Origin of the sequence: Nocardia sp. NPDC060259, from assembly GCF_042728775.1 — a bacterium.
Taxonomy (GTDB): domain Bacteria; phylum Actinomycetota; class Actinomycetes; order Mycobacteriales; family Mycobacteriaceae; genus Nocardia.
Genome location: NZ_JBHXAY010000141.1, coordinates 1 through 15,587, shown reverse-complemented (window position 1 = coordinate 15,587; position 15,587 = coordinate 1). Strand labels below are relative to the sequence as shown.

The following is a 15,587-nucleotide window of genomic DNA, read 5'->3' as shown; positions in this document are numbered from 1 at the left end:
CCTCAGTCGGCTGGCCGACGAGGCGACCCCATCGCCTTCGAGTGCGCTTGCCATGTCGCTGGTTCGAAACCAGCTGGGACCACCACAAATCAGCAGGTCAGAGCCCCAAAGGCGACGGCCTGCTTTTTTCGTGCAATATACGTGCAATAGGAGCTCTGCAGCGGGGTGCTGAAACGTCGCTCCGTGCCGCGCTGTAAGCCCGTGCATGCCTCACTGGCTCGTGATTTGTGGCACAGATCGCCATGGTTCGGCTGATGTCCGAGGATTGGGCATAGTGATGCAACGTCAGTTGATCGGTCGCATTGCTGCGTCGATGTCTTCGAGCGCGATCCGGATCTGGCCGCGGAACCTGTAGGCGGGAAGCGTGGCGTCCGCGATCATCCTTCGGATGGTGTCGGTACTGACCCCAGCTCGTTCGGCAGCGAACTTTATGGATACGTAGCGGCTTGGGTTCGGGGTGCGCTTCGGGCTACGCCGTGACATCGTGGGTTGACCCGAGGTGATGGCTGGGAGTCTCGTGGGCCAACCGCTGCCTGCGGCACTGCCCGCGGCCGATGATCTCGTCGTAGCGTTCGAGGGCTGCGGTCCTGATCCCCTGATGTTGGATGCATGAGCGAGCCCGTCGTGGAGGGCTCCCGCCGACCAGTATGACTACGGCTGGCGACTGTGCTGAGTGGGGCACGGCCGTGCGTCTCGGCGATCGCGATGGCCGGCGGGTAGCCGTGAGTTGTGAAATATCCAGGTTGTGCATCGGGCACCTGTTCGTCTGCCCGATCAATGGCTCTTCCCCTTCAGGAAACCTGAGATTGGGAGACTTCGCCAGTAGCCTTAAGTTGGTTGCAGCGCAGTTGTTGGGAACGACTTGGCCGCCAGTACAGGTCGGCTAGGCAACGTTGCCGCTCGATGTCGCGAAGAGGATCATGGAATCTTCACTGGCGTGCACTTCCAAAGCACTCTCACGCCAGGATCCGCTGGGTCCTGGCTCAAAGGCTTGGCCTTCGTCTGCGGGCGATGGACGTCTGAGTCCTCGCAGCATCCGGCAGACCAGTGAAACCTGACGAGATGTAGGTGGCTGGCGGCTGCGGGATCTACCGAGGGGTGGCGGAATGGTTGAACTATGTTGGAGGCTGGTGGTGGTCGGTGAAAAGTGAATGTAAATCGGGTGTTTGGCGTGCAAACCTGCAGGTGAGTTAGTGTGCTCCCCGCGCGAGCGGGGATGAGCCCGGCACGAGCTCGGCGGGGACCGGGTGGGCGGTGTGCTCCCCGCGCGAGCGGGGATGAGCCCTGCAGCTCAGGGGGCAGAAAGGGGTTCGAGTAGTGCTCCCCGCGCGAGCGGGGATGAGCCCTGACCAGCGTTGCCGAGGATTCATCAGTCTTCGTGCTCCCCGCGCGAGCGGGGATGAGCCCAAATGCGTAGACAGAATCTCGTCGCTGACATGGTGCTCCCCGCGCGAGCGGGGATGAGCCCCCCAAACGCGCTGACCCGCTCGGAAGGTCCCTGTGCTCCCCGCGCGAGCGGGGATGAGCCCTGGACGTTCACCGTCGACGGCCAGACCGCGTCGTGCTCCCCGCGCGAGCGGGGATGAGCCCGTGTTCTTCCCCAAGCCGACCGACCAGGTGACGTGCTCCCCGCGCGAGCGGGGATGAGCCCTACGCATTCGCGGTCGGCGCACGACTGCGGCTGTGCTCCCCGCGCGAGCGGGGATGAGCCCACGCTCTTCAGAGTCTCGAGGTTCGTCGACTCGTGCTCCCCGCGCGAGCGGGGATGAGCCCCACTACGTCGACATCTACGTCCCAGTCGGGCCGTGCTCCCCGCGCGAGCGGGGATGAGCCCCTCCTCGAACACCGGTACGGGTTGAAGGTGCTGTGCTCCCCGCGCGAGCGGGGATGAGCCCTGGTGACCCTGGCGGTCGTGACCTGGCTGGCCGTGCTCCCCGCGCGAGCGGGGATGAGCCCCCGCTCGGCGCGCTGCCGCCCGGCACGGTCGCGTGCTCCCCGCGCGAGCGGGGATGAGCCCCACATGCGGTGTCTCCCTCAGTGGGGTGATGCGTGCTCCCCGCGCGAGCGGGGATGAGCCCGGTTCTGGGACGTCGATGACGTGAAGACCGAGGTGCTCCCCGCGCGAGCGGGGATGAGCCCCGACAACCGGCAGACTGCTCTTGCTACTTGGTGTGCTCCCCGCGCGAGCGGGGATGAGCCCCCGAGCCACGCCAAGGCGTAGGCGATCAGGGGGGGTGCTCCCCGCGCGAGCGGGGATGAGCCCTCCTCGACCGGCTCGGACTCCCGAAACGCCTGGTGCTCCCCGCGCGAGCGGGGATGAGCCCAACTTCTCCTCGGTCGCACTGCGTATCCGCCTGTGCTCCCCGCGCGAGCGGGGATGAGCCCCCCACCGCGGAGCACTACGGGTTCGAGCTGATGTGCTCCCCGCGCGAGCGGGGATGAGCCCCGTTGGTCGCGGGTGTGCCACACCCCGTCCACGTGCTCCCCGCGCGAGCGGGGATGAGCCCAACCCGCCCGGCAACAACCCCAGCTACATCGCGTGCTCCCCGCGCGAGCGGGGATGAGCCCCTACGCCGACATGCACAAGGCGCGGCCGACGCGCGTGCTCCCCGCGCGAGCGGGGATGAGCCCGCCCAGTGGCGCAATCTCCGCGACCACCACCCGTGCTCCCCGCGCGAGCGGGGATGAGCCCGGTGACGGTCTTCTGTTCCGGAACAACCTCGAGTGCTCCCCGCGCGAGCGGGGATGAGCCCCACGCGCCGAATAACCTCTTCGAGCGCTTCCAGTGCTCCCCGCGCGAGCGGGGATGAGCCCGGCGGCCAGGGCTACTACAGCAGCACAGTGAAGTGCTCCCCGCGCGAGCGGGGATGAGCCCTCGATGCGCACACTGATCCTTTCGCCGACCTAGTGCTCCCCGCGCGAGCGGGGATGAGCCCGGTGTGGTCGTGCAAACGCCCGGACCAGCGTGGTGCTCCCCGCGCGAGCGGGGATGAGCCCTGCCCCGTGGAGTTTGGACTCAGGTGGGTTCAGTGCTCCCCGCGCGAGCGGGGATGAGCCCGCGACCGTGTGTCCGGTGGTTCGCTACTGCAAGTGCTCCCCGCGCGAGCGGGGATGAGCCCAGCTGATGATTGAGCGGATGCGTCAGCTTGGCGTGCTCCCCGCGCGAGCGGGGATGAGCCCGGGCACGAACCCCACGTCACGAAAGGAAACCGTGTGCTCCCCGCGCGAGCGGGGATGAGCCCCCTGAGAAAAGCCCCCCGCACCACGGATGAGGGTGCTCCCCGCGCGAGCGGGGATGAGCCCAACGCGGACTCCGTCCCGCTGCGGGACCAAGCGTGCTCCCCGCGCGAGCGGGGATGAGCCCGTCGATGCGCGTCGTCAGGACGAGGCCGCCCAGTGCTCCCCGCGCGAGCGGGGATGAGCCCCTGCGCCCGTCGTCGGTCTCGACTACCTCCAGGTGCTCCCCGCGCGAGCGGGGATGAGCCCAAGGCCATCGCCGAGATGGCCCGCCGCGAGGGGTGCTCCCCGCGCGAGCGGGGATGAGCCCTGGGCGCTGGAGCAGCTGGCCCCGAGCGAGCGGTGCTCCCCGCGCGAGCGGGGATGAGCCCTTTTTCAACTTGGTGGGGAAAGCTGCGGCCGCGTGCTCCCCGCGCGAGCGGGGATGAGCCCAGTTCCCCGGACGAGGCCCCGGACAAGTTGTCGTGCTCCCCGCGCGAGCGGGGATGAGCCCGACGGCGAGTGGTCGGCGTTCCTCCAGGGCGTCTGCTCCCCGCGCGAGCGGGGATGAGCCCCTCACGCAATCACCGTGGTCACCGCAGACGGCGGTGCTCCCCGCGCGAGCGGGGATGAGCCCTCACATCGAGGATGGGAACGCAGACGACCTGGTGTTTTCGGGTGGATGCTTGGTGTGGGGCGCCGACCGCCGGGCGAGGAGGAGTGGGCACATGCTGTCGTGTCACTTGAAACGCATCACTTGGAGGTAGCGAAGCACGGATCGCGGGTGCTCTTCGGTCCAGAAGTGCTGCGCGAGTGTGTCGTGGACCAGGTAGCAACGTGCATCTGGTGCGATGGGTGGATGCTGCTCCTTGTTGAGTGCCAGGTAAGCCTGCGGCCCTCGGGGCGGTGACTTTCAGGCGTCAACAGGCGCCGCACCTACGTCCAACCTGAGAATATTCTGTGTGACCTAAATCGCCGATCGTGGCGGCGTTCGACGCTCGATCATGCGTGATTTCGATTGCCCAAGCGCTAAGCGCCGAGGGTCATTCGGTGCGGACTGGCGTGTTCGGAGTCGCTGGTCAAGGTGTGTTTCACGCCAGGGACAGGGCGGCCTGGCCCTATCTCGGGCGCGGCGGGGCCGTTGCAGGTCTGCGGTGATCGTGACGGTGGGCTGGCAGATCTCTGCCTGGCGGGCTGGCGTGGGGCATGCGGGCAGTAGCGCTCGCGGTAGATGATGATGAATAACGTTGTGGGTCAGCAGTTTTGGACAGTCGATCGGGCGTCGAAGATTGCCTACGTTCGGTGCCTGTAGTGGGTTTCGATCCGGGTGATGTGAAATCTTGCGTGTATCAACACGTTTCCGAATCAGGCATCCAGGTTGATGTGAAGTGAATTGCGCTGCCTCGTTCGGTGCAATGTGAGGTGAATCATAGTTTGATCTTGGTGTTGTATGTTTGTTCGCTGAGCGATCTGGGTCGTGTTGTGTATAAGATCCGCTCGTTCTGTGAGGTTGGGTTCAAGTGTGATGGTTGTGGTTTGGTGTGATGAGGGTTCCCAATCGGGGGTGGCGCGGAGATGCCAGTGGCACGTTTCGCGGGGCGCGCATCGGGCGTGGTGGTGTTCGTGGCCGTAAGTGCGCGGCAACTGGCGACGGTGGTTGGTTGACGTTCGATCCTGTCCAGTGGGGCTGCCTGGACTGATCGGCCACACGGCCCTCGCCGATAGCGCCGATATGCCTGAGAAGTGAAGCTAGCGACCAGGGAAGCCGCTAGGGTGGCTTGGTTTGCCGCTTCTGGTGCTGCTGTGGTTCTAACGGTTAGCCGCGTTGCGTCATTAATCCAATGTTTCGGCAAGGTGTGTGACCAACCGAACGATGATCCCTAGCGCCTGTCTACAGGTGCCTGCGGCTCATCGGCCCCCGACTCAGGTCTGGATGGCCGGTCAAATCCCGAAAAGCCGAAATCCACATTCTGTGGGCTGGGCATCTGCCTCAGTGTGAAGCAGTTTGAGTTGTATCCATTGCTGTCGGCCTGTGGGCTGCGGCGGTGGTTTTGTTGTGGAGTGAGAGGACAAAACCTTGGGCAGCAAGAGTTTCCTGCGTGCAATCATCGTTTCCGGTGGCTTGTTGGGCACGGTGGTACTGCCGGCCGCTGTCGCTACGGCCGAGCCGATCCCTGTGTCGCCGTATACGGAGATCGATGAGCCGGTTGATCAGGAAGATGAATCTGAGTCCGACACTGGCGACAGCGGTTCTTCGTTCTCCGGGCCAGGGCTTTCCGGATCCTCGACTACTGGTTCGTCGGGCAGTTTCAATACCGGGTCCCAAGACGGGCCCGATGGATCTGGATCGGTGGAGAACGCGGTCGCGGGATTCGTCGGCCGATTGTTGAGAGGTGTCGTCACCGGTTCGTGAGATGTCCGTGCTCGCCGTAAGTTCGATGTTGGACAGCCGGTGAGCGACTGGCCTGGCGACGATAGGTTGCCACGGCTCATCGAAAGGCCCCTTGGGGGGGCGACGACGGGTGTCGAGCCGGCGTTGACCGCCGGTGAAGCCCGTCGCTGAGAAGAAAGCATAACCAGTGTCACCATCGGAAAAGCCTGAGTTGGTCGGGGTCGATCCCGACCGGACCGAGGTCATGAGAATCCCGGAGGACCCCGCCGGTGGCGAGGTCGACGACGACGAAATCGACACCGAACAACCCCTCGACGGCGAAGCCGGAGACCAGGGTGAGGGCTCGGCGTCGAGTTCCGCGCTCACCCGACGGTGGCAACAGATCACCGCCTATGTCAGGTCGGACAGCGCTCGACGTCACCTTCCCTACGCTGCAGTCGCAGCTGCAGTGGTCTGCGCGGGAATCGGTGTCTTGATCGCGACGGGAACCAACTCCGAAAGCTCCGATGCAGTCAGCGATGCTGCTGCGTTGTCGGAAGAAGTTCCGGGGACTCAGAGTTTTGACGACATCACCGCGCTGCTGCCCGGCGGCTACGACTCGAGCACCTACTCGGAAACAACCGAGCCGAGCGTTATCTCCGAAACCCCCAGTGACATCCCGCTTCCTGGCGAAGACCCCACGATGGACAGCGCTTCGATCGAGGAAACGATCGGTTCAGAACCGGTCACTGTGACCGAGACTGCCCCAGTCGATCCTGTCAGCGGAGATGAGCCTGTGGTGACTGAAACGGTCACCGACACGACGACCGAAACCCCGGCTCCGACGACCGTGACCGAGACTCCGTCCGGGTCGCAGTGGCCCAACGTCTCGCTCAACGGAAGCGTCACAATGCCGACCCCTGCACCGCAACAGGGCGGTGTCGTCACCGAAACCCAGGTTGTCCCACCATCGACCGTCACTGTCGTGGTTCCCGCGGAAACGACGACCCCGTCGTCGACGACGAAGACGACAACGCCGAAGCCGAGTAGTTGCCGCACGACGACTCCGTCGACGACCAAGCCGAAATCGACCACGACACCGAAGCCGACAACCACGCGCCCGTCGTCGACGACACGTACCCAACGTCCCACGACGTCGATCACGTCGAAGAAGCCGACCACGACCACAACGGCTCGGCCATGCAGATAAGCGACCGGAAAGTGAGTGGTCGATCCCGACGCGCCGACGCGCGCGAAGGTGCAACGGTGACAACTGCCTCACCAGTAGCGCGACGCTGGCGCAGGGGTGGAGTGTCAATTCTGCTGTCGGCGGTCGTTCTTGTCCCTATCGCCGGCTGCGGTCAACCATCGGGCGATGCCCAGAACATGACAGCACCTGGGGCGGAGGAGATTCCTGCGATTGCATTGGTGGCCGCCGACCGTCCCACCGATGCGCTGCAGGACTGGGCGATCAAGCGGGCGGGCAAGTTGGGGATTCCGGTGCGGGCGTTGCAGGCCTACGGGTATGCAACGGTTGTATTGGCGAAGACCCAGCCTGATTGCCATCTCGGGTGGACAACGCTGGCGGGCATCGCGCGGGTGGAAAGCGATCACGGTCGTCATCGAGGAGCGAAGATCACCGGTGAAGGGCAGGTTCGGCCGGTGATCCGTGGCGTCGCGCTCGACGGGACCAATGGCAACGCCCGGATCATCGATCCCGAGGCGACACACCGGGCGGGCAAGACGGTCTATGCCCAGGCCGCGGGCCCGTTCCAGTTCATCCCCGACACCTGGAAGCGGTGGGGCGTGCGGGCTGACATCGACTACCAGACGTTGGAGAAGATCCTCGCCAACGGCAAACCGGGGACGTCGAAGGGATCGCTGGGAAGCGCGGACAACATCGACGACGCGGCCCTGGCCGCAGGTCGCTACCTGTGCGCCTCCGGTGGAGACCTGTCTACCGGCCGCGGCTGGAGGACTGCTGTCTTCGCCTACAACCACTCCGATGCCTATGTCCGCCAGATACATGCGGCAGCCTCCGCGTACGCATCGAAGTGAAGTGGTCGCCATGAAGGAAAAGCGATAGGCCAGGTGCAGGAGATTCCAGGTGAGCTTTCGACACAAGCGCGGGTAATAGGACATAGAAACAGCTTCATCGGATATATGTCCGAGAAAGCAGCTTGCGTGCGCAATCGAACTATTTCAGCGATCAAGCTCGCTACGTTTCAGCCGACTCCGATATTGGGAGAGCGGCCGACTTGGCGTGCCCTGATAGGGGAGTTGGGCAGAAATTCGTGTCAGTCCACATTGGAAAGGAATAGTCGGTGAAATCGCTTGTCATCGGCAAGTCGCCGTGTTACAAATTGCCGTGCCGTAGATTTAATCTGCGGGCGCGACTTTCGGTGGGGACCTGAGTCGTGATGAACGTTCTGATGAGGAGAAATTCTGTGAACAAGTTTCGTGCGGTCGGTGCTGCCGTCGTGGTGGCCTCGGGTCTGATGCTGGGTATGGCCGGCACCGCCTCGGCCGGCACCGGTTCGAGTGGGGACCTGGTCGACCTGGTCACCCTGCTGGGTACCGGCAGCGGTGGGTCCGGGTCCTCGTTCGGCATCACCCTCGGTGATGGCGACGACGCCGACACCGTCGCCGATACCCCGGTCAGCACCGGAAGCGCCGGTCTGGGTAGCGGCAGCGCCCCGATGTGCACCACGGACCCGGCCAACCCCAGCTGCCCGAAGTAGATCACCGAAACCGGTGCTTCGACACGTCTGCCTCCGCCTACCCCTCGTGGAGAGGATGCTCGGACGGTCGTAGCGCCGTCGCCGGCCGCCTGTGCGGCGGCGGTTGTTGGGTTGGTCAGCTGCGTCGCCGGTATATGGCGACATTTATGCAGCTGTGGTGTGTGTCGTCTGCGCTGCTGGATGTCGAGCAGTTCGAGACGTTGGTGAGTGTGGAGTCTTCAGCGGCAATGTGAGGTTTGCTGATGGATGGGAATGGGCTGAGTCAGTGAGTGCTCGACCAATGGATTCGGTCGAGTGTGTGGGCCTTCTTCGGCCGGAGAAGACCTGGATGTGGAGCCTGGGGGGTGTACGGGCAGCTGCTGACAAGGACGGTGTGACGAGCTTGCGTAGCTTCAGGTCCCGGCTCGACGGAGATCGTCGCCGGTCAGTGGCGAGTGTGTAGGTGACGCCCGGGTTGCGCGGGGCCGAATGGCCGCCCGTGCGATCCGGGCATACCCATTTTTGTGCCGCTCATCCCGGCCGTGCGAGCGATCCATGCCCTGACTTCTGTCCGTCTGATGCTCGGTTTCGTTGGTTTGAGTGCCCCGACTGCGGGGCTTTCGTGTGTGGAGAGTGATGAGGATTCGTCGACGGACGGACGCGCTCGCGCGTTGGTTACCGTTTGTGTGGATATTCCGCAGCGCTGTGGCGTGGTCGGTGATATTGGTAATGTTGTTCATCGCTGTGGTGACCCAGGTTGTGGTCTCACCGCAGGCTGCGGCTGCGCCGAAGGGCAAGGACCCTCGGACGATGCCGCTGATGCTGTCGAAAGCAAAGTCGAAACCAGAAAAGCAGCCCCCCGCACAGGAGGCTGACTTCACGCCGCTGCTGGCCGGTGGCGGCAAGCCAGCGCCGAAGAGCTCCTTCGACCCAAAGACGTCGAAAGAGACAGGCCGCAGCGAGAACTCGATCGAGTTCACCAACGCTAACGGCACCAAAACCCTGGTCCTATCGAAGGACCCGTTAGGTGTTCCCGATGGCAAGGGCGGCTGGGCGCCGGTCGACACTCGCCTGGTCGACAAGAAGGACTCCAAGCGCGTCCAGACTGTGCGTACCAAGGCCGGGGTGGAGCTGGCGGAGTTCGCCAACGACCCGGCACTGTTCAAGGTCAACCAGGGCGGAGTCCCGGTGACTGTGAAACTCGACGGCGCTGGCAAAGCCGGTCGTAAGATCGACGGTTCGAAAGCGACCTATACGAACGCGCTGCCGAACACCGACCTCACCTACGAGGTGACCGCCGAATCGGTCAAGGAATCGGTCATCCTCAAGAACAAGTCGGCGGTCGGCGAGGGCCGGTGGGTATTCACCCTCGACACCGGGGATCTGACGCCGAAGGTCGACGGCAAGATCGTCAAGATCACCGACAAGTCCGGCAAGGTCGTCGCGGTGCTGCCGCCGATCGAGGTCTGGGACTCGGCGGGCAACCTGACCGATCCGAAGGTCAAGGACAAAGACCGTAAGGGCCCGGCCAGCACGGGTGGCTCTTACGAGGTCAAGCGTGCCGGTGATGACTGGCAGTTGATCGTGTCGGTGGACAAGAACTGGCTCACCGATAAGGCCCGCAAGTTCCCGATCGTGGTCGACCCGACCTACACGTGGGATTTCGGTCAGCAGTCCGAAGCGCGCACCTACAATCAGGGTGGTTCGCCGTGCAGCTTCAGCTGCGGCATCCGCACCGGCAACGCCCGAAACTTTCTCGGCCAGAACGCATTCTGGCGCTCCGCGGTCCGCTACGACCTGACCCCGCTGGCGGGCAAAACGGTGACCTCGGCGCGGATGGATCTGAAACTGGCCTCGACGGCGGCCGAACAGAAGCCAGCCTCAGAGGTGAAGCTGTTCCAGGCTACGACCCCGTTGGGCTACAACGCCCGCGGCGCCGAACTGGCTGCGGCCAACATCGGGGAGAATGGGTCACTCACCTCCCCGGCATTGGCCACTGCGGTCGGCGACCGTGTGAGTGCGACGGACAAGAACCTGTGGGTCATGCTCGGCGGCACCGAGACCAACATCTACTCCTACAAGCAGTTGCAAGCAGCATTGGTCGTGGACTACACCGACGACGGCGGCACCACGCCTCCGCCGGCCGGGCCGCAGGTCAATCCTGTCGCTCCCGCCGAGGACGCGGTGGTCGCGACTGATATGCCGACCATAGAGGTCAGTGCGGGCCCGTCGGGCACCAAGTACTGCTTCAAGATCTCGACCGGATTCGACGGCCGCTCCGGTAGCGTCGTCGACTCAGGCTGTCTTTCCACACCGAAGTGGACGGTCCCTCAACATGTGTTGAGTGATGGTGCCCGATACTCGTGGACAGTGGCCACGGTGCCCTCGGGTGGGTCGACTCCATCTCCGCAGAACTGGGTTCGACACTTCAAACTCGACAAGCGGATCGGGAATCCAGGGCCTGCCCCGACTGACGACTTCGGACCGGTCACTGTCAACCTGTTCAACGGCAACACCATGACCTCTGCCGCGGGACCGGTGTTCGAAGCGCTCGGTGGCTCGGCGGGTGTGACCTTCGCCTACAACTCTCGCCAGGGCGGTGATTCCCACGGTGTCCGGGCCTCGTACTTCAATGATGCCGACCACAACGGGGTAGCTGACGCGACGCCGGTGATGGTGCGCGGTGAAGCGCAGGTGAACCTGGACTGGGGCAACGTCTGGTCGAACGTGTCGGAGAATCTTCCCTGGAAGGAAGATCCGATGCCGGCTGCTTTGGACAAGCAGTGGTTCGTGATCCGGTGGGAAGGCTACTTCCAAGCACCGGTGACCGGCGACTACAGCTTCGCCGGCAGCCACGTCGACGGCGCCAAGATCTGGGTGAACAACACTCTCACCTACGACAAACCGACCAAAGCAGCCGTCGACTCGACGTTCTCGAACGCGACTGCGAAGCAGGCTACCGACGTGTCGTTGAGCGCGGGCGAGCGAGTGCCGCTGAAGGTCGAGCTGTATCACAGCAGCACCGAGAAACCGCAGATGGTGCTGTGGGCAAAATCGACCACAGGTGCTCCAACCTCCCGGTCCATCAACTGGAACCCGCGGATCGTCACGACGGACTGGCTCTATGCCCAGGACCCGTCGCCACTTCCGGGCGGCTGGACTTTGGGTTTGATGGGAAGCAATTTCGTCCACGCTGATGTTCTGGATGGTTCGGTCGTTCTGACCGACTTGTCGGGTGGAAAGCATGGCTGGACCAAAGTTTCTCAGGGTGGGTACGCCCCACCGGCCGGTGAAGACGGCGTCCTCGCCATCGATCCGGGTGGCCGCGTCTCGCACACCGTCGACGGTGTGGTGTCGGTATTCAATGTCGACGGCACCTTGGCAGCCGTGTCGAAGGTTGACGACAGCAAGAAGCCGGCGTCATTGCAGTACTTGTATGCCGGTTCGCCTGCTCGACTGATCCAAATCAAAGATCCCGTTTCTGGTCGGGCGCATACGCTGCACTACAACACCGACAACAGCAACAATTGTTATGGCGGGGCTTCTGGTCCGACCGGTTCGCATCACGCGCCGGCGCAGAAGTTGTGCCGGATCGAGTACTGGGACGGCACCGAAACCCGCCTGTGGTACATGGTGGGTGCGTTGGCCCGGATCGAGAACCCGGGATCGGAGATCCGTGACTACAGCTACCTGAACCTGGAAGCGGCGAAGCTGACCTACGACCAGGCAGGTAGCAACACCGAGAAGAAGCTGCAGGCGATCAACAGCGTCGGGTCGTTGAACGAGATCCGCGACAGCCTGGCGGTGGACCTGCGGGCGATCGGAGCGATCGTGCCCGGCTACGAACGCACCACTATCGAATACGACGCGTTCTACGACGACACGTCAGGTACCAGGCCGCCACATTCGCGAGCCATCAGCGTGACCGGTCCGACGCACCACGGTCGCGACATGGCCTCTCGCCCAGCGCACTTCTACCGCTACGAGATCGCGAACAAGAAGGCTGCCGTCGATATCTCTGGCATCGATACCTATGGCGACCTCACTGTCACCTGGGACGAGTCCGGTCGGCAGTTGACCTCTACCAATGCCGTCGGTGACACGACACGGTCGGAGTGGAACGCCAAGGACAAGCAGACCGCGGCGATCGACGCCGCCGGTCGCCGCAGCACGGTGATCTACGATCACGCTGACCGTCCCACCGATCAATTCGGTCCGGCGCCTGCAGGCTGCTTCAACGGATTGGTTCCCACGCCAGCGTGCGCTTCGACCATGCCGCACAATCGACTCGGCTACGACGAGAACATCCTCGGACTTGAGACCGCCTACTACGACAACCCCTACCTAGCCGGGGTCCCCAAAGAATGGGCGACCGGTGTCGGCGCTCCGGACGGCGCCTTGTCGAAGAACTGGGGTGCAACACCGCCGGTGACGAATTCCGGCGGCTGGTCTGCCCGGATGATCGGAGAGATCGAACTGGCCCAGGTGGGTGACTACAAGCTGGGGTTCGTTGCCGTCGACGGCGTGAGACTGTGGATCGATGAAGTACTGATCGTCGACAGCTGGACCGACAATACCGCAACCGTATCGTCGGGTACCTTCACCAACCAGGTAGCCGGCAGCCGACACAAGGTGCGGGTGGACTACTACAACCGCTCCGGCAACACCGGTGGCATCGACTTCACCTGGACGACACCGGGTTCTGGCACAGCAGTCACAGTGCCTGGTAGCGCCTTAGCGCCCCGCTATGGGTTGGAAACCAGCAAGGTCAGCTACAACACCTCTGGTGGGCACGAACGCGCGCCATCCCTCAACGCATCGAGCGAGTACTCCGATCCTGCGAACGGAACCGATCCCGTCTTCAGGCTACGCACCGCGACCATCGGCGACCCCGACGGTCTCAGCCTGACCAGCCGGATACGGTTCGAGAAACCTGGCGACGGCTTCCTCCGACAGCTCGCAGCAACCCGGCCTGCCGGTGACCTGAACAGCATCGAAAACCGTGGTACTTCGGAGTACTACGGAGACACCGAAACCCGTGCGAACCCTTGTGTTTCGAATTCTGAGGCGGTAAATCAAGGCGGGCGCGTCAAGACCGTGCGTTCGGCAAAAACCTCCGACAACATCGTCAACGTGCTGGAGACCGTATACAACGCTGCGGGCCGAATCGCTGCCATGCGAGCGAACAACGAACCGTGGTCGTGCGTAAGCTACGACGCTCGGGGCCGGGTTCTCGCTAAGTCCTTCCCCGCGATGGACGGTATGGCGGCTCGGACGATCTCCTATGACTACGCCGTCGATGGCGACCCTCGCAAAGCGAAGATCAGCGACGACAGCGGATCGACCCACGCGGTGATCAACCTACTCGGTCAAGTCACGTCCTACACCGATGCCTCTGGCACGGTCACCACGTCCGCCTACGATCTCGCCGGTCGAAAGACCAGCCAGACCAGCACCGTCAGGGGCACCTCATCGACGTTGAACTATCGATGGGACAACGCATCCCGGTTGACACGTGTGGATCTGGACGGCACCGCGGTGGCGACACCCATCTACCAAGCCGATGAATTGCGCACCGTCGCCTACGGCAACAACACCGGGCTGACCATCGGCCGCAACGACACCGGCGTTCCCACCTCAAGGGCCTGGACCGCGGGTGGGGCGACAGTTACCAGCGCGGTGACACGGTCTCGAGACCAGCGGATTACCGACGAAGTCGTCACCGATACAGCCAACAGTGGTGCCACGTTCAACTACAGCTACACCTACGACGGCGTCGGACGGCTAGTCGCAGCAGACGTGCCGTTTCATCAGATGGCCTATGAGTTCGCCGCCGACGGTGGATGCGGGACGAACCCCAAGGCGGGACTGAACACCAACAGGACCCGCTTCACCGACAGTCACAACGGTGCGCCGGCGACCGTGACGAACTACTGCTACGACCACGCCGATCGGCTGCTGTCGACCAACGGCGCCTCCAACTTGTCGTTCACATACGACAACTACGGCAACACGATCAAAATCGGTAGCGACACGCTCGCCTACGACTCGACGCGCCGCCACATCAGCACCGTCACCGCTGCCGGAAAGTCGGTCACCTACACCCGGGACGTGATCGACCGCATCACCGCTCGCACCACCAAAGACGGCGCCAACCCCGCTCAGGTCACCAAGTACGGATTCACCAACGGCAGCGACGGCCCCGAATTCGTCCTCGACAGCCAGGGCGGACTACGGCAGCGGCTGGTGAAGCTGCCTGGCGGGGTACTGCTGACCAAGAACTACGCCGCAGGCACGTCGGCCAACTGGTCGTACCCGAACGTGCACGGCAGCATCCTGTTCACTGCAGACGGCTCAGGTGCTCGCACTGGTGCACTGCATCTGTATGACCCGTACGGGCAAAACATCGACCCTGTCACAGGTGTCATCGGTGACATTCCGATCCCTGCAACTGCGGAGGGTGGGATGGACTTCGGCTGGCTCGGCCAACACACCGTGCCGATCGAACACGTCGCCTCTCAGCAAGCTCTCGAGATGGGCGCGCGCACCTATCTGCCGATCCTGGGCCGGTTCCTGCAGACCGATCCTATCTCCGGTGGGTCCGCCAACGACTACGAATACGTCAACGGCGACCCCATCAACCAACTCGACCTCACCGGCACCAACGCGTCACGGTGCGTTTCCATGGCAACCTGTGGAGGACCCACAACTGCTGGTGGCGGCGGAGGACCGCGTGGTGGTGGAACAGGCGGAGGAGGCGGAGGGCCCGCCACCTGCACAACCTGCAGTTCCAAACCACCCGCGAGCGGTGGTACGGGCACGGGTGCTAGTTCTGGAGGCGGGGCGAACAACAGCAACGGAAAAACGAACCCCCCGCCAGCGAAGGCGCCGGCGGCTTTCCCGCTTACCTCGAAAGAGCCGGGCCCCTCGTATAGCTATAGAGACATGACCGTCAAAGGAGCTCGATATGAGAATCGTGGAACCCCGATGGGCAAAACCGAATTCGAGAATCAGCTCAAGCAGCAAGGATGGACGCCGAACCAGAAGGGTGGTGGATATACGCTCTGGACTAAGCCAGGAGAGAGTGCAACATGGGGTACTCGCAGTAGCGCCAGGGACTACGGTGGTGATACTGCCGACTACAAGGCTCCATCCGGTGAGATAATCAAGGTACGGCTTGGTGACGACGGGTTGTAGCATGTCCCATTCGTGCTAGTGAGCAGATACCTGTTCTGTCGAGTTCCACCACTGCGTTGCGCGCCTCGGTCATGGCACCGAGG

The 15,587-nt window shown here is 63.5% G+C and carries 6 protein-coding genes and 1 CRISPR repeat array; of the genes, 4 read left to right on the top strand and 2 right to left on the bottom strand.

Translation table 11 applies throughout. The features are described from left to right. Positions 1 to 285: 285 nt before the first annotated feature. Positions 286 to 483: an excisionase family DNA-binding protein gene (locus ACFWF2_RS31115; protein ID WP_379311054.1), complete on the bottom strand. Its 198-nt coding sequence runs from the start codon at positions 481 to 483 to the stop codon at positions 286 to 288. 712 nt (positions 484 to 1,195) lie between these two features. Further along, positions 1,196 to 3,853: a CRISPR direct-repeat array (repeat unit 29 nt; unit sequence GTGCTCCCCGCGCGAGCGGGGATGAGCCC). A gap of 1,440 nt (positions 3,854 to 5,293) precedes the next feature. Here ACFWF2_RS31115 and ACFWF2_RS31110 point away from each other — a divergent pair. After that, entirely contained in the window at positions 5,294 to 5,629 is a 336-nt protein-coding gene (locus ACFWF2_RS31110) for a hypothetical protein (protein WP_379311053.1), read from the top strand. A gap of 585 nt (positions 5,630 to 6,214) precedes the next feature. Here ACFWF2_RS31110 and ACFWF2_RS31105 read toward each other — a convergent pair. After that, the gene (locus ACFWF2_RS31105) at positions 6,215 to 6,775 is read right to left on the bottom strand and encodes a hypothetical protein (protein ID WP_379311052.1); all 561 of its coding nucleotides are present in this window, start codon (positions 6,773 to 6,775) and stop codon (positions 6,215 to 6,217) included. Between the two features lie 123 nt (positions 6,776 to 6,898). Between ACFWF2_RS31105 and ACFWF2_RS31100 the strand changes: the two genes are divergently transcribed. The 3 genes from ACFWF2_RS31100 to ACFWF2_RS31090 all read left to right on the top strand — a co-directional run bounded on the left by ACFWF2_RS31100 (position 6,899) and on the right by ACFWF2_RS31090 (position 15,504). Then, positions 6,899 to 7,645 (top strand): murein transglycosylase, encoded by a 747-nt coding sequence (locus tag ACFWF2_RS31100; protein WP_379311051.1) that lies wholly within the window; start codon positions 6,899 to 6,901, stop codon positions 7,643 to 7,645. Positions 7,646 to 8,034: 389 nt separating this feature from the next. Beyond that, entirely contained in the window at positions 8,035 to 8,328 is a 294-nt protein-coding gene (locus tag ACFWF2_RS31095) for a hypothetical protein (protein WP_379311050.1), read from the top strand. A 789-nt stretch (positions 8,329 to 9,117) separates the two neighbouring features. Continuing rightward, positions 9,118 to 15,504 carry a PA14 domain-containing protein gene (locus ACFWF2_RS31090; protein ID WP_379311049.1) on the top strand — a complete coding sequence of 2,129 codons (6,387 nt, stop codon included), beginning with the start codon at positions 9,118 to 9,120 and terminating at the stop codon, positions 15,502 to 15,504. Positions 15,505 to 15,587 lie beyond the last annotated feature (83 nt).